The sequence below is a fragment of the Bacillus hominis genome, from assembly GCF_030348325.1.
GTDB classification, from domain to species: domain Bacteria; phylum Bacillota; class Bacilli; order Bacillales; family Bacillaceae_G; genus Bacillus_A; species Bacillus_A hominis.
This window is the reverse complement of sequence record NZ_JAUCFS010000003.1, coordinates 76,226-102,824: the sequence shown is the minus strand read 5'-3', so window position 1 is coordinate 102,824 and position 26,599 is coordinate 76,226. Positions and strand designations below refer to the sequence as shown.

Here is a 26,599-nt window from a genome sequence, read left to right as displayed (position 1 = left end):
GGAAACTTTGCAACAGAACCAATGAAATAACTAAACGTTTAAAAAATTTATGGAAGTAACATTTTTGTGCTAAAATATGTAAGGTTATATTGAATAAAATACGTGCGCTAATCACGATAAACTGGCAAAGGAGTGTGTTTTATGGCAGAAAATATTAACATAAACGTTAATGCAGGAAGTAACTATGGACCAGAATCAAAATGGGGGCGTCAGTCTTTCTTTGATGGTGGACTTTTGAGCTTCATTGGTTGGAGTATCTTGGGAGCGCTTATTACAGTGTTCACGCTTGGTATTTGCTATCCGTGGGCGTTGTGTATGGTTTATGGTTGGAAAATTAACCATACTGTGGTTGATGGGCATAGAATGAAATTTAACGGTTCAGCAGTTGGCTTGTTTGGTAACTGGATTAAATGGCTACTTCTAACAGTTATTACACTAGGTATCTATGGTTTTTGGGTTAGCATTAAACTTGAAGACTGGAAAATAAAAAATACAACCTTCGTTAATTAAGTGGAAATTAAGAGATGCATTATGAAATTACGTACATTAAAAATAATTCAATTAGTGTTATATAGCGTTTTTTAATTATTGCGATTGATTATAGTATTTATTAAAATATTTATGTAAGGGTTCATGACTTTAATTTCTCTATTAAGTGAGTGCAATAATTTTCATAAATTACTATTTTTAAATAATATAGAGAAATGGTTTTTGAGTTGTCAGAGCTCTATCAGAAAGCAAGCCTGTTCCAGCAGACTTGCATTTTTTGCTATTTATTAAGTATGCAAAAAATGCCAACGTTCCAGTTAGTTATCCTGAAGGGAGCGCGACCTATTGGAGTTAGTTATAGCGTTTTTTACGGTGTTTATAATTATCTAGGCGATTATCAAGCCATTTGCTAAAAATAGAAGACACAACACTAACCACGAGTGGAAAAACAAAATTGGTTAAAAAATTGGTCAAAGTTTATCCACGTTTCTAAGTCCATTGAATAGACTGAAGGGATCTAATAATGTGATAGAAAAGACTGCTTGTTTTGTATCATTAGTATTTATCATCTTTATGGATTATCATTCTAACATTTGATATTGCTTAGTTGGAGGGGGAAGCTTCATGAATGAATACAAAGCCAAACAACAGAAGCATAAGAAGATGCAACTCGTTATCCATCATATAAAAGAACTCGAACATCATTCAACACTCGTATTAGATATAGATAATCTAGAAACAATCTGTGTGGATTACCACAATAGAAAACACGGAAGCACATTCAAAAAGAAAAATTGTTTACTTACTTATATTTAGTTTACATAAGAGATATTATAGATATTTGAAAAAAAGGAGTAAAATCCGTCTCAAAATGAAAAGAATTCTTATCTTATTGAGACGGAAGGGAAAATTGCGAAGTTATATTTTAAAATCTGTATTAGAATTAAAAATCACTGTATGCTCACATAAACAAAGTACAATAAAGAATACTTTTTACAGGACTATAGGAAACATTCTCTTTCAATATAAAAACAATTAAGTTTTGGGTAAAGCACAACCTATTTAGTCTTAAGTGGTTAAAGTTACCCGTATTGCATTGAAATTTTTTTAACATGTATTTATATGCTAGCTATACCCTATAAGCAACCATGTAATCAATATTAAAATGTATAGGTGAATGTATCTGCAACTAAAAGATATTCATACTGATGAAAGGTGCATGATGCATTTTGTTGGATGAACATAAAAGAATTATAAAAAGGGGGAAAAATAAACACCTTACAACTTCGCACGAAATACCAATTTTACGAACAATATAAGAGTTTTATAAAAATATAATACAGCATCTAGGGATTTAAAGCCTATATCCATGATTTTAGTGAATTGTTTTAAAGCCATATAATTCATATTTTATATAAAAATAATCAACTGCTGATTTGTTTAAAAAGAACCATTATAATAAATATCATTTTAATTTGCGCGAGTTTTTCTTATGTTGACCTAAACTCCTGATAAACCATAATTAAACTAAACAATTCACATTTTATAACGACTTGAAAACACTTTTTTGTACATTCCGTATGATTTAATACATTAAATTAGTTTTATTTTATATACAGTTATATGTAGTTTTTGTACCTGTTTTTATAGTCTGATTGTCTATAGTTAATATTAGAGTACCTACATTATCCTATTCAAAATTTACATACATTTTTGTATAACATAATTTTATTATGTAAATAAGTCTGTGTAAAAATTGAATTTAACGCGAACTTGTGTTCGTATACTTTTTCTGTTATAGTATATATGAGGTGATTTTTATGGATTACAGCAAACAACGTCAAAAATCCGTACATCGTAAGAAATTATACGAAAATTTAAATGAAATGCCATTTTACATAGAAGAATTTGTGGAGTATAAAGAATTGCATGATGCCTCTCCCTCCACCCTACTCAATTATGTATATGATTTTAGAGTCTTCTTTAATTGGCTATTATCTGAACAAATTATTGAATTTAAGTCCATTAAAGACATATCCTTCTCTGATTTGGAGAATTTAAGGAAAAAAGATATTGAGAACTTTATGAGGTTTCTAAAACTACAACAAAACATGCAAAATTCCTCTGTTAACAGAAAAATTTCAGCTTTAAAATCTTTATTTAAGTATCTTACTTCCCTTTCAGAAGATGAAGATGGAGAATGCTATTTTTATAGAAATGTAATGGCTAAAATTGAAATACATAAAGATAAAGAAACATTAAACGCCCGTGCGAAGCGTATGAGATCTAAAATATTCCATAATGATGACGATCAAGAATTTTTAAATTATGTTAAGTTTGAACATGAAAAAGCTTTAACAAAACATCAGTTGTTCTATTTCCTAAGAGATAAAGATCGTGATGTAGCTATTCTCTCTCTCTTTCTTGGTAGTGGTATTCGTGTAAGTGAATTGGCCGATCTTCGTATGGAAGATATAAACTTAAAAGAAAGACTAATTGATGTAATACGAAAAGGAAACAAAGAAGATTCTGTATGGATTACCCCAATTGCATTGAATGATCTTGAAAAGTATATGGAAATTAGAGATAACAAATATGCTCCAGGGAAAGAATTAAAAAATGTGTTTTTATCGAAGTATAAACATACTGCACAGCCTCTTTCAGTTAGGGCTATCCAAGATATAGTAGAAAAATATACTAAGGCCTATGGCAAAAGAATGTCTCCTCATAAATTAAGACATACATTGGCAAATAAATTATATATGGAAGAAAAAGACTCGTTACAAGTCATGCAGCAACTTGGGCATACTAGTCAAGATACAGCTTTGTTGTACACTCAACTTGGAGAAACTACTATTAAAGATAGTTTAGGAAGAATAGGGAAGAATAAATGATAAAAGTTCAGCAATGTAAAATTGCTGAACTTTTATTTTTCCCCTATAACAGAGTTTTAAATGCTATTTATTATTCATTTAATCTTTAATTTTATTATGTAAAAAATACATAGTTTAAATGTAAGTGAAAAGTAGTAATCTTTCTGGTTCTGGTGCAAAGATTGCGGCCTATCCAAGGCAGAATAGCTTATCTGCAACTTTGTGTGTGATAGGAAGGATTAAAGAGAACGTAACGAAAGATTTAAGTAAAATTAACGTCCCAACAAAAATATTCCATGGTGTTCATGATCAACTGATTCCCTACAAAAGCGATGAGCTCACGCAACAACGGATTAAAAATTCTAAGCTATATGCTCTTACAAATAGTGGTCATGGTTCCCCAATCGATCAGGCAGATGAATTAAATAAAGAACTTATAAAATTTTTAAACTCATAGTTCCTTTACAATAAAAAAAGAATTTGCCCTTACGGCAAATTCTTTTTTTAACTACCTTTTCCTATCGATTTAGAAGTTGCTGGAATAAATAATGATGTATCGATTTCCTTCTTCTCTTCTTTTAATTCATATCGCGTTTTCTTTTTCTTCCTATCCATAGAGTAGAGCTTTCCTTCCTGCTCTTTCTTTATCCCTTTAATCATCAAATGTAAAACGAATATAGAAACAGTAAAGAATAGTAGTGGCGCAATGACAATCCACGGTGCCGCTAAAAATTCACTTTTGTATAGACCAATTAGCCCCGCCCATTCATTCGTAAGTGAGAATGGTTTCCTCGTATCATAATCTATACCTCGTCCCCCTATTAAAATCCCAAAAAACGCTAAATGAATTAATAACGTAAATAATTGAACAAACTGCTGCAAAAAAAGAACGACAAGAATTTCTTTTAAATACAACCATATATGCTTTCTAATAATCCGAAACCTTGAAGCACCTAATATTTTCGAAGTTGTAACAAACTCATTTTTCATAAATAAATTGATTTCTTGATTCACATAAAGAATAACAGCTGGCAGTAGCGCAAAACAAAGAACAGTAAACTGCTTTATAATAATCTCCATATTAAATCCAGTTAATTCACTGTGCAACATGATTGGAAACATCCACAAAATCGCCCATAGCACTGTCGGAATAAAGAAATACACTTTACATATTTTTTGAAATAAATTTTGTACTATAGATGGTGTATGAGCTAATGCTACACCTAATATAGTACCGAGAAACACTTGTACAACACATATGCCAAATACGAATAAAATAGTAAACTTTGCACCTACTAATAATTGAAAGAATAAATTAAAACCGTTACGATCTGTACCGAGCGGTGGTATTGTAAGCGGGCTAAACGGAGCGGCCCCAACAACATTCCCACTCGCATCTCTAATCCAGATTGTCTTACTCGTATATAAATCCTTACCAAACCATGTAATAAGATAACTAATTACAACAATCCCTACAAAATACAGGACACCACACAAAAAACGTTTGGAGCGAAAGTTTCTATATATCATGAGAAGCCCCTCCTGTAATACGATTCACTCGGTAATGTATAATAGTAAATAGAATGTAGAATGGAACAAATAATAAAAGAATCCACCATGCCATCGTTAAAGGATTTAAAGAGCCTGCCCTTATTAAGAAAGACATATACCCCGTAATATTAAAAGCTCCCTCTACCATTAAAAGGCTTGAAATCATGAACAAGAAAAGCGGCTGCAAGTGATTTAACAGATGGTACATAATATTACGTAATAAATGAGCATACAGTATATATTTATTGCTCAATCCTTTCGCACGGGCGAATTCCACATACGGCTTATTCTTTTCTTCCATTAAAAATAAAACGATAATACGGAAAAAATGAAGGATTGGAACGATTGTCATACAAATAATAGGTAAGAAATAGGCACGTTCATCATTAAACGAATAAATAGTAACGAAGCGATATCCTGTCTGTTTATAAATCCATACAACAAAGAACTGTAAACTAAAAATTAATAATAAATCTGGAACTGATTCTATTAAAATTAAACAACTCTCAATCCCCTTCTTAATTTTAGAAGAAACTAATAAGTATACGAATGAAAGACCAATTGAAAGAATAATAGTTAAACAAGTAGCGATTAAAAGAATAGTCATAGAATACTTATAAGGTTCAATAATCCTTTCAAAAAAAGGAATTGACTGCATAGTGTTTGTATCAATATGTGCAATATCCGGTTCTGGTGCAAATACTTAGGAAAGATATAAAGAGGCGAAAAGTTTCCCAGTGGAATCTAGTCTTAAGCAACAATTCCAAATAGTTGATGGATGAACTTCACTTGATTTTGGACAGACTTGTCCAGTAAAATAAGTTGCCCTTTTTTTACCATATGCATAGCTTCTATTCCAGAAATAATGGATGTAGCTGTGCGAAAGGATTTCAATCCTAACATCGAACGAACTCGCTTTTTAATAAATCGATGATCTTGTTCCACTATATTATTGAGATATTTCACTTGCCTTAGTTGGATGCCTAATGGCATTTTTTTTTCTTTTCTCAATTCTTCAACTGCTATAGGATAAGCTGGATTCTTATCGACTGTCACGACACGAGGCTCAGAAATATGAAAAGACTGCAAAGCTTTCTTGAAGAATCGCTTTGCAGCCTTGTGGTTTCTTGCTTTGCTTAGGTAAAAATCGATGGTATTTCCTTTCGAATCGACAGCACGATACAGGTACATCCATTGACTTTTTACTTTGATATATGTTTCATCGACTCTCCAAGAGTCATTGGTTTGCTTGAGATGACGACGGATTCTTTTGTCTAATTCAGGACCATACTGATGAACCCAACGCATAATCGTTGTATGAGCAACAGATAAGCCCCGTTCCGCCATCATTTCCACCAAATCACGAAAGCTCAAGTTGTACCGTAGTTACCATCTTACTGTTTGCAAAATAATATCATGATGATAATGCTTCCACTTGAATAAATTTCGCTTTTCCATACTGATCACGCACCTTTTTTAGAGTACTAGTATCAGTATGTCCAAGATTTAGAGATTACTTGCAATTATCTTGAAGTTTTCGCACCAGAACCCTTTATTCCAAGCCTGCTATTTCTCATATTTTTCTGCAATTCTGTTAAATTAATACTGTCATTATATTAAACACCACAGAAATAACATTATCATCCCTCCGCAGGTTTACATATTATTCAAGAAATTAGTTTTTATTGATAGTATATTTATTTAAATATAATTTTCAAAACATCTTCTTAAAAGCTCTCATTATCAATATAAACTTATCTTAGTAGAATCAGAATGTGGGGATCGCTATTATGAATTTAACTTTGTAAATATCTACATATAAGCCAATCTTTTTATACATATATTGGATAAGTTATGGTAAGATATCATTGGATATTATAAAATTATTAATTTTTCCAACAACGGAGGGGCTTATTAATATGGGGAAGTCAATAGCAAAATCAAAGAAACTAGTAGGAATTGTGGCAACAGCAACATTAGCTACATCAATGATTGCAGGGACAAGTAACGCAAGTGCACAAACGACAGATTCATTAAAAGTTAGTGAACCAGTACAGGAAAGAGCAGAAGACAAGCAACTTACATTGTTTGTTCCTCCTCAAAATGTTGTTTTTGTAGGTGATTCATTTGATCCTATGAAAGATGTATGGGCTAAAGATAAAAACGGTAAGGATATTACATCAAAAATAACTTATACAGGTGATGATAAAGTAGACTTAACTAAAATGGGAGAGTATGAATTAACTTTTACCGTTTCAGATGATGAGGGTAATACTGTTGTTCAAAAGCAACGTGTAGTAGTTAGATATAAGCACGTTACTAATACTGCTCCAACAATATTAATAAAGCGTGATGAAATTACGCTTAATGTAGGTGATTCATTTGATCCAATGGAGGGTATAACTGGTTCAGATTCGGAAGAAGGAGATTTGACTCATAAAATAACTTATGAAAATGGGCTAGATACAAGTAAACCTGGTACTTACTATATAACGTATCACCTAATGGATTCTCAAGGGAAAATGGATTTAAAAACTAGAACTATAACAGTAATAGACCAGTCCCCAGTAATTACAACCCCAGATGAATTTGTAATTACTGAAGGTGAACAGTTTGATCCAATGGTTGGTGTTAAGGCTACTGACCCTGAGGATGGCGATATTACTTCTAAAGTAGAATATGAGTATTATACTGGCTCTGTAAATAAACCTGGTACTTATAAAGTGTATTATAAAGTGAAAGACTCTTTCGGAAACACAGCAAGTACAGTCGCTACGTTAATTGTAAGAGAGAAAGCTACACCGACAGATGAAGCACCAGAACTCAAAGTACCTACTTTAACCACGATTACTGAAGGAGATAAATTTAACCCTATGACAGGAGTATCCGCTACTGATAAAGAAGACGGTGACATTACTTCTAAAGTAACAGTTGATGGCAGCGTAGATGCTTCTAAACCTGGTACTTACGAGTTAACTTATACTGTTTCAGATTCCAAAGGCCATAAAGTTACCGCTAAACAAACTGTAACTGTGAAACAGAAAGTAGAAATAAAAAATGAAGCGCCTGTATTAACTGTGCCATTTACTACTACACTTCGTGTTGGTGAAGAGTTTAATCCAATGGCTGGTGTGTCTGCAACTGATAAGGAAGATGGCAATTTAACTAATAAAGTTAAATATAAAGGTAATGTAGATACTTCTAAACCTGGTAAATACATTGTAGAATATTGGGTTGTTGATTCTAAAGGAGTTAATGCGACAGCTACACAATCCGTAATCGTGAAAGAAAATGAAGAAACTCCCGATATGGAACCGAAATTAACTGTACCTACTGGAGCAACGATTAATGTAGGGGATAAATTTGACCCAATGGCAGGAGTTAAAGCTATTGATAATGAAGATGGCGACATTACTTCTAAAGTAACAGTTGATGGCAACGTAGATACTTCTAAACCTGGTACTTATGAGTTAACTTACACAGTTTTAGACTCTAATGGGAATAAAGTTACTGCAAAACAAACAGTAACTGTGAAACAAAAAGTAGAAACAAAAAATGAAGCACCTGTATTAACTGTGCCATTTACTACTACAATTCATGTTGGTGAAGAGTTTGATCCAATGGCTGGTGTGTCTGCAACTGATAAGGAAGATGGCAATTTAACTAATAAAATTAAATATAAAGGTAATGTAGATACTTCTAAACCTGGTAAATACATTGTAGAATATTGGATTGTCGATTCTAAAGGGGTTAATGCAACAGCTACACAATCAGTTATTGTAAAAGAAAATGAAGAAACTCCTGATATGGAACCGAAATTGACTGTACCTACTGGAGTAACGATTAATGTAGGGGATAAATTCAATCCACTTTCTGGCGTTAAAGCTATCGATAAGGAAGATGGCGATATTACTTCTAAAGTAATTCATATGGGCGAGGTTGATACATCTAAAGCGGGTAATTTCGAAGTGAAGTTTCTAGTTCGTGATTCAAGCGGAAATGAAGTAACGGCAACACAAAAAGTAATTGTGAAAGATAAAGGCACAGAAAACGGTTCTGATAATAGTAATAACAACACTAATACTGGAAACGTCTCTGACAATAACAATAACAACACTAATACTGGAAATGGTTCTGACAATAACAATAACAACACTAATAGTACTTTGGATAACAAAAAAGATACAATTAAAGAGCTTCCAAAAACAGGTGCAAGTTCAAATAACGGTACAGCAGTAGGCATATTAGCAATCCTTGCAGGTATGTTAATTACTTTTGGTCGTAAATTTAAAAAGGCTATAAAATAAAGCTACTCATTGTCTCAAATAAAAAGATTGTGTGAATTTATTTCACACAATCTTTTTAAATACCATTTTATTCCAGTAAACAACCCACTTTTACAGATGGTACTTGATGCAAATGAAACCTTTCGGATATTAAACCTATTTCACCAAAAATTTTTTTAGTTCTTCCGCTAAATATTAAGCTCCAGTAGGACTTAAAGTAATTTTCCCATCTGCTAAAGTTATATTTCTTTCAGATACCTCTCCAGTAATTTGGCATGCATTATAAGGTGAATATCTTTTTAGAATTATATTTTCATTATCAACATAAATTTCTAATGGTGATTTAATCGGTTCTGGTGCAAAAATAAAATAAAAGAGAATAAAGCGCATATATCCCTAAAGGAATCGTATCTTATGCTACCAGTCCAAACAATTGATGGATGAATTTTTTCTGGTTTTGGACAGACTGGTCCCGTAAATCAATCTGTTCTTTTTTAATCATATGCATAGCTTCTACTCCAGAAAGAATGGATGTAGCTGTGTCAAAACATTTGAACCCTAGCATAGAACGGATTCGCTTCTTTATAAAGCGATGATCTTGTTCTACGATTCTGGTGCAAAAATAAAATACAGGAGAATAAAGCACATATATTCCTAACGGAATCGTATCTTATGCTGCAAGTCCAAACAATTGATGGATGAATTCTTTCTGATTTTGGACAGACTGGTCCCGTAAATCAAGCTGCTCTTTTTTAATCATATGCATGGCTTCTACTCCAGAAAGAATGGATGTAGCTGTGTCAAAACATTTGAACCCTAGCATAGAACGGATTCGCTTCTTTATAAAGCGATAATCTTGTTCTACTATGTTATTCAAGTACTTTTGTTGTCTAAGTTGCATACCATCAGGTATGCTTTTTTCTTTTTTCAACTGTTCAATTGCTATAGGATAAGCCGGGTTCTTATCGACTGTTATAACACGTGGCTTTGAAACATGAAAAGACCGCAAAGCTTTCTTGAAAAAGCGCTTTGCAGCCTTCTGGTCTCTTGTTTTGTTTAGGAAAAAATCAATTGTGTTTCCTTTCGAATCAACAGCACGATACAGATACATCCATTGACCTTTTACTTTGATATATGTTTCATCGACTCTCCAAGAGTCATTTGTTTGTTTGAGGTGACGTCGGATTCGTTTGTCCAATTCAGGACCATACTGGTGTACCCAACGCATAATCGTTGTATGAGAAATGGATAAACCCCGTTCTTCTAGCATTTCCACCAAATCACGAAAACTGAGGTTGTACCGTAGGTACCATCTTACCGTTAACAAAATAATATCAGGCTGATAATGCCTACATTTGAATACATTTTCCTTTTCCATACCAATCACGCATCCTTTCTAAAGTAATAGTAACAGTATGTCCAAGATTTATAGATTCATTGCAATTGTCCTTAAGTTTTTGCACCAGAACCTTTTCTTCTCTATATTAAGAGAAAGATTATCGAATTTCTCTCTAGATAATCGGTTCGCATTTTGCGCTCGTTCTGTAAGAAGATTATCAGCCTGCTTCAAATGAGATCCGCCTTCTTCTAACCCTACTTTGGAAGCACCTTTAATTGTTGTCGTACTAATACCTGATTTTAAGCCTGTTGTGACATTTCCAAAGGCATGCAATCCTTTTGCCATAGGTGCTACATCTACGAATCCCAACAAACCGCGTAGCCAACGTTCATTTGTATCGAGTTTCCGTTGTGTCAGCCAATCTTTTCCCGTTACTGCGCTGGAGGCTTCCATTACACCAACACTCGCTGTAAGGGCAGTTAGCGCTGTACCAGCCAACGCTGCACCAGCTGGTGGACAAACCACTGTGGCAATGCCTAGTCCTACCACTGTTACTAGTATCCCCACATCACGCCAAACTTCCTTATGTTCTTGTTGATCTTTGATTGAGTCATAGTTAAACGCACGGCTGTTTAATCTTCTCTGTTGATAGGTCTCATAAGACATGTTGTCTTTTGGATTCTCTTTCTTATATGCGTCAAACTCTGCCTTTAAACTGGTCATAAAAAAGTTGTTGGAAGAGAAAATATCACTCACTTTGATCTTGTCTTTTATGTGCTCCGCTGTTTGTCCATAGGACCCTGTCATAATTGTTTCTTTGGCGCCAATGGTGTTGCTAGTTTCATATTTATCAATCGTTAAATCTCGCATCGCTTCCGCGAAAGCATCCATATCTTCATAAAACGGCTGGTCGATTTCAGTGTCGATGAGACCGCCTACTTTTCCGCTAAAATCATGGAGCACATTGTAATCTTTTTGTAATTCCTGATATTTTCCTTTTTGACTCTTATACGGAAGATGGACAACTTTGTCCTCATCATTCCTCATAATAGAACCTGTTGCTTTTTCTATTATAGTATCTAGTTTTTTTAGGTTGTCAATAGCGCCTCTGCTAAACATACCTGAACCAACTAATTCCCCTATTCCCTCTTTTGTTTTCTCCCAGTCCTCAGGGACATACTTCACATCCATGGCCTATCCCCCAATTTTCCTGATAATTTCTTGTCCCAATTGTTCATCTGTTGCCATCATTGATTGTAACGTATAGGCAACTAGCGACATGATGCGCTCATAATGATCTCCGATTTCCATCGTTTTATTCAAGATATGCTCGTATTCCATTACAACTTGTGTTGCTTTCCCGTCTTTATAGTATTGGAGTTGCTGAATGTTCTGGCTATTAGCCTGTATATCATTTCTAAACGTGTTCAGTATTTCTTCTAAATATTTATAAATCGTCGTCATTTCATCCACATTCATTTGAATGCTTTGACCGCCCCTGGCGCAACATTAGCCATGTACTACTCCCTCCTTTGCATACGGAATTTCCAGTTCATCAAACAGAAGTTTCAATAACCAAAATTGACTGACAAACAAATATTGTTTTTTTACTAAATCAATAGCCGCTACTCTTTGATTGGATTCTAAGCAAAGCCATTGCTGATAGTAGCGCGGGTTAGATTGTAATCTTGGTTCTTCTGTTAGGTGAAACAGCTCTATATTGATGCCTGTATCTGATAATGACCGTTCTTCTAACTGTTTTCTTTCCTGCTCGGATGCTCTGTGCGTCAAGTCTTTGTATTCCTCTTCTTCTGGTTCCCGTAATAGTATAGGGAAATGTTCAATTAACATGTTTAACACAATCATTTTCGATAAAATATGTAATTGGTATTGTTGATGAGGCACGATTTTATTCATATCTTTATGATATTGCGTAATCAAATCCAAGTAAGCTTCAAATGACCCTCTCGTGCTGCCGCTCCATTTTGCTGATTTCACATAACTTTTTAGATCATTACTTTTATCATAAGATGTACGTAGCGCCTCTTGAATTGCTTTGGAATATTGAACGGCTTGCTGTAAGTCGCTATCAATAATCTCAACTTTCCCCATCTTTCTCACTTCCCTTCTGCTGCTTTCGCATTGGCCTTATCTCTGTAATACACGTACCGCGATCATAAGCCACTTGTCTAGATGCCGTTAAACTAGACTTTTTCTTTTCTATTCTCTTCTTTTCCATACATTTCTTAGCTCGGCCCATCTCTTCTCGATTTGAAACGTACTGGGCTGCAGCATCTAGTGTTTTAAGATTTCGTTACTGTCGGATGTGTTTTACATTTTTAGCACTTATTTAATTTAGCTAGTTATTCTTCGATTGCATAAATGCAAAAAAAAATGACTTCGGATCAATATCCGAAGCCATTTTTAAATTTATATTCTCTAGAGCCTTTTTGTAAAACTCTTCATTTTATAAGGTATAGTTCAAATATAGAAAGAAGAAGTCCTATCATTTTTATTTCTTCGTTTCAGCTACCTGATCTGTCTGTTCTTTTTTCTTTGTTTCAATTACCTTTTCAACAAATTCATTCCGCCATATTTTAAATTTAGCTGCAAATTGGCCTTCAATTTTGTTTCGGTATCCCTCAAATTGGACTTGTACAATATCTGAATGATTAAAGAGTTTATATGTTTCTTCTGTCAAACCTAATGGATATAATACTCCTCCATAATCATAGAATGTTGTATCATCCAATAATATACCTCTTGTTGTAATAATATAATCTGTATCTTCATCAGAACTTAATCTTACTACACTTCCTAATGGTAATACCGTCTCCATATAATCCTTCATATTAATTAACCGTCCCTTTTAATGCGTTAATTTTTTCTTCTATCTTTTGCCGTTTTCTTTCTAACTGACGAATCCGATCCATGAATGCATCTCGTGTTTTCCCATTCATATGTGTATCAATGCTGCTCTCTAAATTTCTAATATCTGTTGTTAAAGAAGCTGCCGCATTTTCAAGCTGTTTCACTACACCCAATATTTGATCTCGTCCGCCGTTATCCGAAAATGTACTATGAACTTTACTCATAATCAAATGCAAATCCATAACATTTCTCCTTACTTATATGTTCTATAAATATTCAAAACTTCCAAGCTTCTTGTAGAACCTATCAATAATACGCTACTGCTCCTAACTCTTCATCTTTTGCCATCATGGAAGCAACTGCCGAGGAGACATCCTCATTTAATTGCCTTAAATCTTTTGTTAGCTCCTTCACATCTTTAGAAATTTCACCAAGCAATGAACGATCTATGCCTTTTCTACTATCGTTCATAAAGAGATTAAGAAGTGATTGGCGATGGCTCCTTATATGACTTTCTACGACTGCAGTAATATTTGTATCAATGATAAAATCACCTTTAAACACATCCACAATATCTTTCAAAAGAGATGGTGCTACTTCTCTTGCGATTGCCATAATTTCACCTGGGTTCAAATACACCATAAGAGCTCCTACAAAAGCATCTATCGCCACATTAAAGGCTGCTTTTAATACTTCTAGCACTTTCTCTTTACATGTAGCTAATTTTGTTTCAATAAAGTCAATTGCTGTATCTACTTTACTTTTAATTTCTATGCTAGCTGCCATACTAAACTTAATGGCTTCTGTTATAGCTGTTGACTTTATACTTTCTAATTTATCAGCTATATGACTAAAATCTCCTGCAGTCATTAGTACAACTAGTAATGCGCTAACTGGTGTACCATTTACTACTATGTCTACTATAGCTTCTTCCTTTTCACTAATATCTTTTTTCCCAGTAAGCCCCTTATACAACTTTGCTGATGCCCCTGACAACTCTAAAAAACCTGGAATCCAATCAAGCCCCGTATCATTTCCGGCTTTAAGTTTTTCTAAACGTAAATTGCTATTTCCATCAAAGTATTCACCTTTAGGAACATAGGAATGTCCTTCTCCGTTCAGCATCATATACACTCTTCCAGGGATAACAAAATCTGCTACTTTTATGGCATTGTACAAAGGATCATTTTCATTTACAATAGAGCGGTTATTCTTCATATTGGAACCGCCACCGTATTTGTCAACATCCGTATCCAATACAGGTGCAGGATTTAAAGTTAATACAGGAATATTATCCTTTTGGTTTCTTAGTGCAACTGTATTTGCTATTCCTCCACCCAATGAATGTCCAGTTAACGTTATATTACTATTTTGTCCATGATTCCTCTTAACTCTTTCATAAAAATCTACCCCCATATCGTACTGCCTAGTGGGAGCGTCTGTATTAAACAAATTATTAAGACCAATTGACGCGTCTGCCCATATATCTGGAGAGTCAATCCCTCCAATACCAAAGTATGTTTGACTTGGCTGCGTTCCTACATATGCTATTGTAATTTCACCTGTATCATTATCTTTAAGCGCATAAGCACCGAATCCAGTGATTTGATCATCTTCAAAGTCTATGATTCTACAATTGAATGTACTTTCTAATTTTTCTCGGTTTATTTTCGCTGACTTACTATCATATTCTCCTTCTCTCCCATTAAAACCGTAAATATCCTTCCCTGCTAATTGTAATTTTCCTTCGTCGGAAGATAGATTAAAACGCCCCATAATTAACCTCAACCCCTTCCTAATTATTTATTACTATTGAATTGATTTTTATATTCTAAATATTTAGCTTTTGCATTTCGAGTATTTTCTTCCTTACCATCAAACCCTACTAATATTTGTTGAATATGTGTTAATATCTTTCCTTGATCATTTTTTTTCTCATAATCCACGGATATCCTTAATTCATCTATTTCCATAGGCTTTTCTTTTACATCTTTAGCCTGGTTAAAATAAATAACAATTGAAGCTGTACCAAATTTGTCATATTGCAAATGTAATTTATCATTAATAATTTGTTGAAATTGCGACTCTGTTAAATTATACGAAATTCTATTCGGTTCATCGAACCCTTGTCTATCATCTTTTGGCTTTAATTTTCCAATTCCTTGTAAACGATCTATAATTAATTTAACTGGTAAAACATCAAGATTTGGAGTTGAGCTTTGTACTTGTCCATTTCTATACATGAAATTCGAACTATATATTTCATCCTTTTTATATTCATCATCTTTATGCGTTTGATTAGCATTATTTATTAAGTTACTTGTAGTTTGCTTTGTAGTACCATATATATTTCTTTCTTTCAAAAAGTATATTCCATCTGTTGATTGATATAGTCTTTTAGTATAAGTACCATCCTCTTTTTCCTCCATAACAGATTGTATACTTTCTTCTTCTACATGCGCATACCCATCATCACTCGCAGACATTACCGTTTTCATATCTCCTTCATCTAACGCCTTTACCAATCTTTCATACTCAATTTTTGTTCCTGTTTGAAGCTTTGTTTTAGATGAACCACATCCACCCAATAAAGACGCGACAATCGTCATAATAATCATCCCCTTAACTTTCTTTTTCTTCATACCGTCACCTCGTTCGTTACTCTTGGCATTTTTAGTTTGATTATGCTTCCTTTTACATAATAGTATACTTCATCTTTTCCTAAAGCCGGTTCGTTACTTACATACTTGATGCTGAAAATGCTTTGGTCGTTTAGAGGCATTGCGATGATTGCTGTTGTTAGTTTACTTCGCATTTTCATTGGCAATGCATCTCTGTTTCGGTCCATATATTCATGATGCCCAGCAAAGATAAAGTAGATGCCTACTGCACGAGATGAATCTATTAAATTTGTTGCCGCTACGTCGTCGATGTAAACAAGTCGATTCAATTCTTCAACGTTTGCAATAATAATGAGTTGTTTTGCGAATGTTGGTATTTCTCTACCTTCTTGTCTTGCTTGTGCTAATTCATTGGATCGTTCGCGAATATTTTCCATCCACTGCTTGAGATGTGTATTCACATCATTTTCTGCTACGATGTAATGGGTCACATTCTCTTTATATTGAACAAATCCGTATTCGCTTGTATCTACTAACGTTACACTTTCAAAATAGTCTTTATTCGTTTGAGAAATGATACTTGATACGACTTGTTTTCTTATACTATCGTCTACACTATAAATCATTAAGTGGTCATTTACCGCACTATCATGGGCAGCAACTTCCACTTCTTTAAAGTCAAGACCCATTGGAATTTGTCCTAATTGTAATGCTTGTTTCACTTGTTTATGGTTACGATATGTCATTAAATCAATTACTTCTGGCATCATCGGAATTGCTTTTGGACGTTCTCCTTGCCATGCTTCATCCATTTCATGTGCTTCTTGTTGTAACAACTGAATTTGCTGCAATTCGTCTTCTGCTGTTGTTGGTAATGCTGTTTGGAATAATGTAGGATTTTCTAGTTTTATCAGTGCACGTCCTGTAATCTCTTCAATCTTAATATCAGATCGTCCTACAATACTTGATACTTCACTATGATCAATCATGTACAGACAAGGTTGTACCTTAATGTTATTGTATAGTTGAATGCGTAGTGCACTTTGTCTACCAGCACTAATCAATGTATGAATTCCTACACTTGCACCTTCTCTGACAACTTGCATCATAAGCATTTCAAACTCTTCGTAAAATCTAGCTTCTTTTACCGCATCGTAATTATCAATTGCTACAATGATATTCGGAACTTTATTTCCGCTAGCTTTTTCATACATTTCTAAGCTTGCTACGTCATATTGGCTTAACATGCGCTTACGAGCTTTCATTTCTTGATTTAATCGTTCTACTAACTTCAAGCATTTTTCTGTTTCGTCAATTGTAATTGTATCCGCCACATGAGGTAATCCTTTTAATGGTAAAAGACCATTTGTTCCAAGGTCGATTAAGTACACATGCAAATGCTCCGGACTATGCTGACGCGCCACATCCATAATAACTGTTTGTAAGAAAGTTGATTTTCCGTATCCTGGACTTGAGAAGACTGCAACGTGACCGTCTTTACTTATGTCTAATGTAAGCGGTGTTTGCGCTTGTAGTTCAGGCTGGTCTAGTAAACCAACTGTTGCTTGTAATGGTTTCTTTTCACCTGACCATGCTTCCTTAAAGTTTACTGGATGTAAGTCTTGCAGGAATATTCTCTCTGGAAGCGGTGGTAACCACGGTCTTGGTAATGCTTCAATGTGGTTTTCTTCTGTGTAATCATAAATATAATTGATAACTGCATCTAGTTCAGTCGGCACAGTTGTGATTTCTGATTTGTTTCCAAGTCCACTCAAATCCTCACTCAAAATCTCATACTGCCCAAGTTCATTAATCGCATAAATCGTCGTATCTAGTTGTTCTTGGTCCTCTTTGTTTTCAATATAATCCGCTCCGCTCCATGCACTTTGGAACAGTTCATAGATTTCGTTATTTCCGACTTGTAAGTATGCGCGGCCTGGCAGTGTAATTTCTGCGGCATCTGGTGTTTTTAAGATTTCGTTACTGTCGGATGCATTTTGTACTTTTAGTGCTAATTTGAATTTGGAGTTACTCCAAATTTGGTCATCTACGACCCCGCTCGGTTTTTGCGTTGCTAGGATTAAGTGGATTCCTAGTGAACGACCAATACGTGCCGTTGATACTAATTCTTTCATAAATTCAGGTTGTTCTGATTTTAACTCAGCAAATTCATCTGAAATTAAGAATAGGTGCGGCATTGCTTCTTTCGCTTTGCCTTGTTTATATAGTTTTTGATATTGATTAATATGGTTTACATCATATTCGCCAAATAGGCGTTGACGTTTTTGTAATTCTGCTTTAATCGATGCAAGGGCACGCATACTTTGAGCGCCGTCTAAGTTCGTAATTGTTCCTAATAAATGCGGTAAGTTCTTGAATAAGTTCGCCATTCCGCCGCCCTTATAGTCGATCAGTAGGAATGCGACTTCATACGGATGGAAGTTTACCGCTAAAGATAAAATGTACGATTGAATAATTTCTGATTTACCAGACCCTGTTGTACCTGCTACTAATCCATGTGGTCCGTGTGCTTTTTCGTGTAAGTTCAAGTTGACGATGTCATCTTTACCACGTAAGCCGAGCGGTACAGCTAAACTTTTAAATGTTTCGTTTTTCGCCCAGCGCCCCTTAATGTTTAGTTCATGAATTTTTTCGACGCCGTACATTTCAAGGAATGTAACACTTTCTGGAATACTGTTTCTTAAGTTTTGCAATTGATTCAGCGGTGCTAATGCACGAGAGAACTCTTCTTTGCTGAAACCATCTGGGAAGTGATCGAGCGTAAAGTGGCGATTCACTAGTTCACCTTTTTCTAAGATAACATTCCCGTTTTTCGCATCGCGAATATCAATAACTGTTTTCACATGTTCCGGTAAACTTTGCATCACATCTTCTACAAATATGAGAGATACACCAAGTTCGCTCGGGTCTTCGTTAAAGAACTCCATTACACTATGATCTAAAATTAGTTTTTCATCTGTAATCGATACAACGTAATGAGGTGCAAAATACATTTTTTCATTGGAATTGCCTTTCTCTTCTAATGCTAATTTGCGTTCCTTCAGGATTTGATACAAACTGTTCAATACTTGATCTCGGCTTCGGTCATGATACACGAACCCGCGAACATTAATATCACGTAAACTCGCATGCGGTAGCCAGCGCATCCACTCCCAGCTTGCTTTTTCTTCTTCTGGGAAAATCGTAATGAATTGTAAATCATAATAACTATGAAACAGAGCTGTTTGCATAACGAGCATTTGCAGCTGTTCGATTACTAATTTTCGTTGTCCGATATAACCTACTGGGCCATTCACTAAGTCGGTCACAACTGGTACATTCTCTAAACCCATATATTGCGAACGTAAGCCGCTTGCAGCTTCTACTAATTCATCTTTGTTTTGCGTAAACTCTTCTTCGTTAAACTGAATTTCAAAACTAGAATCAACGCGGCCCAATCCAACCCGATATGTCAAGAAATCATGGTGGAACATTGTTTTTTCATAGATTTGCGAATCTACTCTTACTGCCATATCACGAATTTGTTCAATGTTTGGATAGTGATAATCTAAAGCGTGCCTTTGCTCTTCACTTGCGGCATACAATTCTTGCGTTTTCTGCTTCAAATAATTTTGATAACTTTCATTCCGTTCTTTCGTATCAATTCTGTATTTCTTTAAATTCTTTAAATATGTGGTTAATGCAATAATTACTGTTACCACTGTCATCCCGAGTGATGCGAGAATAAAAATCCCGCGGGGCTGAAAGATTGAAACGACTACAGTCAACACGATCATCACAATCGGCGGGACGATCATCTGTGCCAGTTGTTCACTTGGTTTTGACGGTAGGTGAGATGGCTTTCCAATCGTGAGTTTTTCCTCTGGCTCACGGTAAATAATCCGCGGGGAACGATGATAATTCGGATATTCTTCACCTAAATCATTATCAGCTTCAATTAAAGGTGTTAATTTTGATGTAACGCGATTAGATGAAGCTAATATTTGGATATCTTCTTTCCCAACTTTGATTGTTACACCGTCAAAATACAGTTGATCGCCTGGTTCAAGCATTTCTTCACCAGTCATGCGAAAAAAGTTGTGATATACATAGCCGTCATTCACAACGACTTTGAAACAATCTCCTAATGTTTCACGGATAAACAGCAAGTTAGCAGCTGTCATATTTTTAATTGTCACATCATCGCGATCCGTTGCTCCAAACGAAATACTATACTTGGACGCCATATCATACACATACTCTTCTCCTGCATCCGTTAAGTAAAAATGCATTTGTTTCTCTTTCGTAATATCTAGAGTCACATGTTCATTTACACGTAATGCTTCATCCTCAAGTTTCCATGCTTCGCCGTCCCACTTCACCACTACACGCGTTTCCAAGTCCGCGTAAGTAACTGTATCGGACCATTCATTTCCGATTGTGACTAATTCACGTTTTTTCGGATTAAGATGACATTTATGCAGTTGATTACCGTAACTAATTGTTAGTAGTTGTACCATCTCTATCTCCCGTTTCTTTTATTTTTATTTCGTCTGATGTCTAGTTCGCTTTATTTCCTGATGGGTTTTCATTTGATAAGTCATCTGAGGAATTTGTATTATATTTCTTTTGGTAATCTTCCAATTGTTGCTGATATTTCTGTACTTTTTCTTCACGCGTCGAACCAGTCAACTTCGGATCATTTTTCGCTTGTTCAATTTGTTTAATTAATCCGTACATAATCAATTGCGGATCATCGATATATTTCGCAAGATCTAAGGATTTAGAGAAATCTCCGCGCCCATTGTAAATCCAATATAATAAATAATTTTTATCACTTTTTAGACTCACGTTCTTCATAATTGCTGCTTTTTGATCATCCGTTAGCTTTTCTGCCTTCACATATGAAGAAGCTAAAACATATTTAGATGCATCCGGTAGTTTTTCAGGATCTTGCTCCTTTAAAGTGCTAATTACTTTATCGTAGTCTGTCGCCAAGAAATTCTTATCTGCTTCTAACAATTTATTTTGATACGGCATTTTTACAAAGCTGAAATAGCCAAGCGGTACTGCGAGAACAATCGAAGCAACGATCATCAAAATGGATAATTGCTTAAATAAACGGAATCGTTTTTTCGACACAAGCTGCATATTTTTCTCTGTTGTCGTTTGTTCTCTTCTGTAATGATCATTTAACAACTTTACAAGGTCATCAAATGTACTAACCTCAACCACATTACGTTCGAATGCTGTATCTTTTGCATTGTTCAATGAACCAGAATACAATTCATCAAAACTATATTTCTTCGAGAATAGTGCGACAACTAAACATTTATACTGACGTAAAAACTTCTCATCATCTAGGCGATACGGTGGTACAATATCACGAATACCACGATAAACTAGATAAGGCATATAATTGTCATCAAATACTAGATTGTCTGGATGAAGGAAGAAAGTTTTTCGCGTTTGTAAGCACTCTTGAAAACGAGCAACATTAAGCAATAATCGTAATTTATCGTTCTTTCCTAGTTTTTGTACATCTTCCCATTCCTTTGTATATCCCTTAACATCGAACTCAAATGTAAACATATCTTCATGATCTTCTACTGTAGCCGGTACAAAGAAATTAGATCTTCCCGTGATTAACTCTAATTGCCGTATGTCCTTCACACGCGTCTGTGATTTCGATAACTTCAATTTCCGTATATGCTCAGTCGTTTCAAATAGATACTGCATCGAATCTAGCTGAATCGTTCTCTCTGTCATAGTCTCTGACTCCTCTTTTTCATGTTCTTTTCTAAATAAATTCATTTTGATTTTTCAACATATAAGTTGCTGCTATGTAGAAATGATCCACTCTTGCTTTCTAGCTTTGTTTTTTGGCAAAAGCAGTAACTGACCGCTTCTATGCACGGTCAGTTACTCTCACCTAACTAAAAAGAAAGATTTTTAATTCTACAAAACTTTTAATATATCCCCGTCCGTTACCTGATAATCAATTAACCGATCATCGTCAGTGAGTAACAGTTCTTTATTAACAACCTTAATAGCGCAGCGAGAAACTTCTATCACATCAAGTTTTAGTGCTTCAGCAATGTTCATGAGCAGCTGTTTGACGGGCTGGTGGGTCGGGATACGCAGATCATATGATCTGCTATCCCATTTACTAAAGTCAATTGTGACATTAATATGTGTTTGTCCTGCCATACTTTCTTCTCCCTTACTGCCAAATTTTCCGTATTACAACATAAATGCCGCAGCAAATTGCTAGTACTACACCAGATAGGATTCCTATCATTTGTTTACTGATAGGTTCCGTTTCTAGTTGATTAGTGTTTTGGTCAGCGTTAACAGCGTTGCTAACCGTATAATTTTGAGCAAACAAGCTGTTTTGTCTGTCCTTCACAGTTGTATCCTTCTTGTCTGATGTTACAAACAATGAGTCATTTAATGCTTTCGTTTCGCCCTCTATTTGTTTCTGCTTCTCTTTAATTACATCTTTTGTTTGTTCTTTTAACAAGTCTGGTGCGTGTTTTTCAAGCTCAGTTTCTTGGGTTTCCTTTTGTTCCTTTTCGACTTTTTCCTGTTTCATCTGTTCCACACGATCCGTTTTCAAATCCATCTTTCCGTTATGATCAAGATAGCTGCCCGTATCAGCGTGAAGGGACGACGGAGCAAGAAAAAGCAACAAAAAAACAGTAATGAAACTAGCTCGTATGAGAATCAGCTTCATATTCATCCCTTTCTTCTGCCCGGTATTTGCGTATTACGAACAAGTTTACTACAAAGCCAATAACGGCAGCTGCAATTAAACTATACATAATAGTCGACCAAGTTGCTCGGTCGTTTGCAAAACCAGTAATCATACTTTCAATATATTGAAGCGGTGAAAATTCACGTATTTTAGCAGCAGTCGACATTTTATCAAGATTCAACCCAACTGCATCTGTCAGGAACAGATACATGCTAAACGTGGCTAGCAAAATAAACATTCCGATCATTTTCATTTGGCGTAATAAGTAGCCTGAAATGAGAACTAGCACTAACATAATGGTGGTATACATGCTGATCCATACTAGGAATTCTGCATGACTAACTTTCAATAAATAGCCTGAAATACCGCCAATTAGAATCCCTTCAACTATTCCAATACCAGCTTGAACAATCGTAGTTGGTACGTTTTTCAGTACCAATGACATCTCTTCCTCAAAAGCACTTTTTTCTATGCGTTTTCGTTCTTGGTTTGAAATTACATAAGCTGTAAATAGAGAAACAATAAAGCAAATCAGTACTAATAAATATGGTGTAAACGTATCTGCGGCTACAACAACACCATCGTTTTTCTTTTGCACTGGGTTTGCAAGGAAGCTATATAAGTTTTCGTTTTGTCGTTCGCCTACACGACTGTTTGCGAGAACTTTCGTGAAATTTCCCAAGTAATCTTTATCATCAATTAGTTTCTTACTTAGATCATTCGAAAGCCTTGTCGCCTGACCAACTAGCGAATCTCCACTATCTTGAATCGTTTTCGCTTGGTCATCGATGTTATCAAACGTTTTATACACATCGTCAGCTGATATTAAGTTACTCTTCGACTGATCAGCGAGTGTCTGACTTTGTGTAAAAATAGACTTAAATTCCCCGTCTAACGTAAGCGTTGCCGTTTGTTCACCATCACTATTTGTCACAACTTTCCCTTGTTGATCGATTAGTTTATTGCTTGTTTCACGCCATGTTGCTAAATCTTTTAACGTTTGCGTAAGGTTCGTATTCATCGCGTTTGCTTGCTCAGTTGTCTGCTTAATTTCTTCTGTTAAATGAGTAGAATTTTTATCTGCTTCATTAACCAATTGAAGATAAGCATCTACTTTGTCTTTCAAATCTTTTGTTTGTTGCTGTACTTCTTCTGTCGTTTGCTTAGCAATGTATTCCGCTAATAAGTCAAGCACATCGCGTTTGTTGAACAGGTAGTATAATGAATCTTGATGTGATTCTGTTAAATCCGTAAGTGATTTTTGATTAAAATGCTCCGGTAAATCGGCTGATGCTTCAAACCCGTAATACAAGTTATACATGTTAGATAGTTTTTGATAATTTTTAATCGTATCTTCAACTGCTTGTATAAGCTTATTAGTCGCATTCGGACCTAACGACGACATAACTTGGTGAGTAATGTAATTATTATTTACAGGTTTCCATTCCCCTTCTGTATTCGTCTCTTCATCTTTTGTAGGGGGATGCTCTGTTTGTGTCTCTCCGTCACTTTTTCCTGGCTGTTCTGTTTGTGTCTCTCCATCATTTTTTCCTGGCTGGCTACCACCATTTTGCGTTTGACCGTCACTTTCACCTGGCTGGCTACCACCATTTTGCGTTTGACCGTCACTTCCACTTGGCTGGTTACCACCATTTTGCGTTTGACCGTCACTTTCACCTGGCTGGCTACCACCATTTTGCGTTTGACCGTCACTTCCACTTGGCTGGTTACCACCATTTTGCGTTTGACCGTCACTTCTACTTGGCTGGCTACCACCATTTTGCGTTTGACTGTCACTTCCACCTAGCTGGCTACCACTATTTTGCGTTTGACTGTCACTTCCACCTAGCTGGCTACCACTATTTTGCGTTTGACTGTCACTTTTCTTTACCTTCTTCAAAGGATTTTGATTAGTAATCGTACGTGATTGACCTAGTATAGGCGGTTCAGTTGATTTTGGTTTCATGTCAGATGATGGGTTATCAATGACATAATCTGTATCTTCTTGTATCAAATTCCAACTCCAAGTTACAGGCTCAAAGACAGAAATATTACTGTTAGCATTTTTTAAACGTAATGTCGCTTTAATTTCGAAATCGCTTTTATCTGTAGCTGGTAAAACAACTTTTTTATTTTCAAGGTACTCCTCTGTGTAATCTGCTTCATTTCCGATAACCAGTTTTACACTTGTCACTTCATAATCGTCTGGTACATTTAATGTGATATATTGCCCTTCTTTTTTCGTAGCTGGCAATACTGCTTTATCGTTTACTTCAACACCAGATGTCGTCAAATTATCCTTAATTTTTTTTATCATTTCCACCATTGGAATAGTATCTGTACCTCGCGTAGGTGTATAAAGTTTTTCCGCATTATATTTATTTGTGATATCAATAACATTTTCCAGTTCTTTCTTCGTCCCATCTGATAAACCAATGTTTTGAATATCATCTTTATTTAATGACGGTAACTGATTAATAGCCTCTTGAATTCTTTGATTCGCATGATTATCCGGTGCATCAAAGAATTTATTTAAATACACGTCTTGATGACCCTCAGAAGAATTTGAAATTTCCTTCTTTAGTTTTTCAGTTATTGATGCCGTAAGCTCTGATCCTATTGTATTTGCTAACTCAGTACTGTAACTACGAATTTTCGCACTGTTATCACTCAAATACTTTTGCATACCAGCTGAATCCGATAAAAGATTAGGCTGCTCTTCTTTTAACTGAAATTGATCGTAAATTACTTTATTCGCTAATTCTAAATTAGCAAATTGTTGCATTATATCTGTTGTATTCATACTTTGGTCAAACTGAGTCAACTGTGTCGTGAAATCCTTTAAGACAAGGCCATTTGCTTCCTTCATTTTATTAAAATCACCAAAAGCTGTCTGACTGGTCTGATTGGATTTCATACCTTCATTCAAATTGTTGCTAAACCCATTTAAAATCTCTTGTAACCCATTAAAACTGCCTTTCGCCACACCTGTTTGATCTTGAACACTTTTAAACTGCTGTGTGTAACCAGCTAGTGGGCTATGAACCTCTTTCTTGTACACATCGGTGTAAGTTTGTTCTTTTTTTACAAGAGTTGTAATGTTATCCTGCGCGTTTTGCAAGTTTCCGATAATGCTAGCGAAATAAACATCGATAATTCGGCTGTTGAAATCTCCAAGTATCGAACTTGCTGTTTTTTCTGCTTCTGCTTTTACATCATTATTACCAGTTGTATTAACCTTGTAGTTAAGCGTCACCTTTTCCGGCGCATTCGACTCAATTGATACTGCTTTTTTGGAAAAATCGTTCGGAATAACAATCATCATATTATAGACGTTACGTGCTAGTCCGCTTTCTGCTACTCCGCGGCTAACTACATACCAATCGTGCGTATTATCTTTTTCCACACTCGTAATAAATTCATTACCAAATTCAATCTTTTTGCCATTCAGGTTTGCACCTTGATCTTCGTTAACCAGCGCAACTGTCATCTTTTGTGTATCTTTATCACTCTTTCCTTTCTTCACTTGATTCAGTGCTAGAAAGGAGGTTCCAGTAGACAGCGCAAGCGTCAGTATAATAAAAAATACTATGCTCCACTTTATTTTTTTCACACATCACCACTCCTGCTAGTAAAACTCTTTGTCTGTATACTGTTATTCGCTTACTTCTAGTAGTCGCGAAAACGGATACTCCTTTTCATACCCACAATAAGGTGAAAATTTCATTAGTAGGAGCTTTACTATCCGCTAATGCGGGAGAGATACAAACAAACTTCAAGCTACCTTATACTTTTTTTACTCAGCATTTATA

The 26,599-nt window shown here is 35.2% G+C and carries 20 protein-coding genes and 4 pseudogenes; 5 read left to right on the top strand and 19 right to left on the bottom strand.

What is annotated here, in order from left to right; all coding sequences use genetic code 11:
• The first annotated feature begins 141 nt into the window (after nt 1–141).
• The 4 genes and pseudogenes from QUF93_RS00915 to QUF93_RS00900 form a co-directional block, all read left to right on the top strand.
• Nucleotides 142–510 carry a DUF898 family protein gene (locus QUF93_RS00915; protein ID WP_289361106.1) on the top strand — a complete coding sequence of 123 codons (369 nt, stop codon included), beginning with the start codon at nt 142–144 and terminating at the stop codon, nt 508–510.
• 630 nt (nt 511–1,140) lie between these two features.
• Nucleotides 1,141–1,305: pseudogene (locus QUF93_RS00910) on the top strand (HNH endonuclease); the annotation flags it as partial.
• 1,004 nt (nt 1,306–2,309) lie between these two features.
• Entirely contained in the window at nt 2,310–3,383 is a 1,074-nt protein-coding gene (gene xerS, locus QUF93_RS00905) for a tyrosine recombinase XerS (protein ID WP_289361105.1), read from the top strand.
• A gap of 223 nt (nt 3,384–3,606) precedes the next feature.
• Nucleotides 3,607–3,819: pseudogene (locus QUF93_RS00900) on the top strand (alpha/beta fold hydrolase); the annotation flags it as partial.
• Between the two features lie 47 nt (nt 3,820–3,866).
• On the opposite strand, the gene QUF93_RS00895 reads toward QUF93_RS00900, so the two are convergent.
• From QUF93_RS00895 to QUF93_RS00885, 3 genes and pseudogenes are all read right to left on the bottom strand, one after another.
• Nucleotides 3,867–4,892 carry an ABC transporter permease subunit gene (locus tag QUF93_RS00895; protein ID WP_212091957.1) on the bottom strand — a complete coding sequence of 342 codons (1,026 nt, stop codon included), beginning with the start codon at nt 4,890–4,892 and terminating at the stop codon, nt 3,867–3,869.
• Nucleotides 4,882–5,520 carry an ABC transporter permease subunit gene (locus tag QUF93_RS00890; RefSeq protein WP_289361104.1) on the bottom strand — a complete coding sequence of 213 codons (639 nt, stop codon included), beginning with the start codon at nt 5,518–5,520 and terminating at the stop codon, nt 4,882–4,884. The genes QUF93_RS00895 and QUF93_RS00890 overlap by 11 nt, the downstream gene beginning before the upstream one ends.
• Nucleotides 5,521–5,663: 143 nt before the next feature.
• A pseudogene (locus tag QUF93_RS00885) lies at nt 5,664–6,371 on the bottom strand (IS6 family transposase).
• Between the two features lie 461 nt (nt 6,372–6,832).
• Here QUF93_RS00885 and QUF93_RS00880 point away from each other — a divergent pair.
• Complete coding sequence (locus QUF93_RS00880) at nt 6,833–9,220, top strand: immunoglobulin-like domain-containing protein (protein WP_289375116.1); 2,388 nt, start codon at nt 6,833–6,835, stop codon at nt 9,218–9,220.
• A 174-nt stretch (nt 9,221–9,394) separates the two neighbouring features.
• Here the strand turns inward: QUF93_RS00880 and QUF93_RS00875 are convergent, their stop codons facing one another.
• From QUF93_RS00875 to esaA, 16 genes and pseudogenes are all read right to left on the bottom strand, one after another.
• Complete coding sequence (locus QUF93_RS00875) at nt 9,395–9,589, bottom strand: transcriptional regulator AbrB family protein (RefSeq protein ID WP_289361102.1); 195 nt, start codon at nt 9,587–9,589, stop codon at nt 9,395–9,397.
• 22 nt (nt 9,590–9,611) lie between these two features.
• Nucleotides 9,612–9,806: pseudogene (locus tag QUF93_RS00870) on the bottom strand (DDE-type integrase/transposase/recombinase); the annotation flags it as partial.
• 63 nt (nt 9,807–9,869) lie between these two features.
• The gene (locus QUF93_RS00865; RefSeq protein WP_289361101.1) at nt 9,870–10,577 is read right to left on the bottom strand and encodes an IS6 family transposase; all 708 of its coding nucleotides are present in this window, start codon (nt 10,575–10,577) and stop codon (nt 9,870–9,872) included.
• Between the two features lie 48 nt (nt 10,578–10,625).
• Nucleotides 10,626–11,729, bottom strand: a complete 1,104-nt coding sequence (locus tag QUF93_RS00860) for a pre-toxin TG domain-containing protein (protein WP_289361100.1) — start codon at nt 11,727–11,729, stop codon at nt 10,626–10,628.
• A 3-nt stretch (nt 11,730–11,732) separates the two neighbouring features.
• Nucleotides 11,733–12,017, bottom strand: coding sequence for a hypothetical protein (locus QUF93_RS00855; RefSeq protein ID WP_289361099.1), 285 nt, complete (start codon nt 12,015–12,017; stop codon nt 11,733–11,735).
• Nucleotides 12,018–12,047: 30 nt separating this feature from the next.
• Nucleotides 12,048–12,650 (bottom strand): DUF5081 family protein, encoded by a 603-nt coding sequence (locus QUF93_RS00850; protein ID WP_289361098.1) that lies wholly within the window; start codon nt 12,648–12,650, stop codon nt 12,048–12,050.
• Nucleotides 12,637–12,777, bottom strand: a complete 141-nt coding sequence (locus tag QUF93_RS00845) for a hypothetical protein (protein WP_289361097.1) — start codon at nt 12,775–12,777, stop codon at nt 12,637–12,639. Before QUF93_RS00845 ends, QUF93_RS00850 begins: the two co-directional genes overlap by 14 nt.
• Before the next feature lie 273 nt (nt 12,778–13,050).
• On the bottom strand, nt 13,051–13,389 hold the full coding sequence (locus tag QUF93_RS00840) for a DUF4176 domain-containing protein (RefSeq protein ID WP_289375114.1): 339 nt from the start codon (nt 13,387–13,389) through the stop codon (nt 13,051–13,053).
• A 1-nt stretch (nt 13,390) separates the two neighbouring features.
• The gene (locus tag QUF93_RS00835) at nt 13,391–13,651 is read right to left on the bottom strand and encodes a hypothetical protein (RefSeq protein WP_289361095.1); all 261 of its coding nucleotides are present in this window, start codon (nt 13,649–13,651) and stop codon (nt 13,391–13,393) included.
• Nucleotides 13,652–13,715: 64 nt separating this feature from the next.
• On the bottom strand, nt 13,716–15,185 hold the full coding sequence (locus QUF93_RS00830) for a lipase family protein (protein ID WP_289361094.1): 1,470 nt from the start codon (nt 15,183–15,185) through the stop codon (nt 13,716–13,718).
• A 23-nt stretch (nt 15,186–15,208) separates the two neighbouring features.
• A complete protein-coding gene (locus QUF93_RS00825; RefSeq protein ID WP_289361093.1) occupies nt 15,209–16,051 on the bottom strand; it encodes a DUF3952 domain-containing protein in 843 nt (280 codons plus the stop codon).
• A complete protein-coding gene (gene essC, locus QUF93_RS00820; protein ID WP_289375112.1) occupies nt 16,048–20,550 on the bottom strand; it encodes a type VII secretion protein EssC in 4,503 nt (1,500 codons plus the stop codon). The genes QUF93_RS00825 and essC overlap by 4 nt, the downstream gene beginning before the upstream one ends.
• A gap of 40 nt (nt 20,551–20,590) precedes the next feature.
• On the bottom strand, nt 20,591–21,799 hold the full coding sequence (essB, locus tag QUF93_RS00815) for a type VII secretion protein EssB (RefSeq protein ID WP_289361091.1): 1,209 nt from the start codon (nt 21,797–21,799) through the stop codon (nt 20,591–20,593).
• Nucleotides 21,800–21,988: 189 nt separating this feature from the next.
• On the bottom strand, nt 21,989–22,240 hold the full coding sequence (locus QUF93_RS00810) for an EsaB/YukD family protein (protein ID WP_289361090.1): 252 nt from the start codon (nt 22,238–22,240) through the stop codon (nt 21,989–21,991).
• A 13-nt stretch (nt 22,241–22,253) separates the two neighbouring features.
• Complete coding sequence (essA, locus tag QUF93_RS00805) at nt 22,254–22,766, bottom strand: type VII secretion protein EssA (protein ID WP_289361089.1); 513 nt, start codon at nt 22,764–22,766, stop codon at nt 22,254–22,256.
• Entirely contained in the window at nt 22,741–26,400 is a 3,660-nt protein-coding gene (gene esaA, locus QUF93_RS00800) for a type VII secretion protein EsaA (protein WP_289375110.1), read from the bottom strand. The genes essA and esaA overlap by 26 nt, the downstream gene beginning before the upstream one ends.
• Between the last annotated feature and the right edge of the window lie 199 nt (nt 26,401–26,599).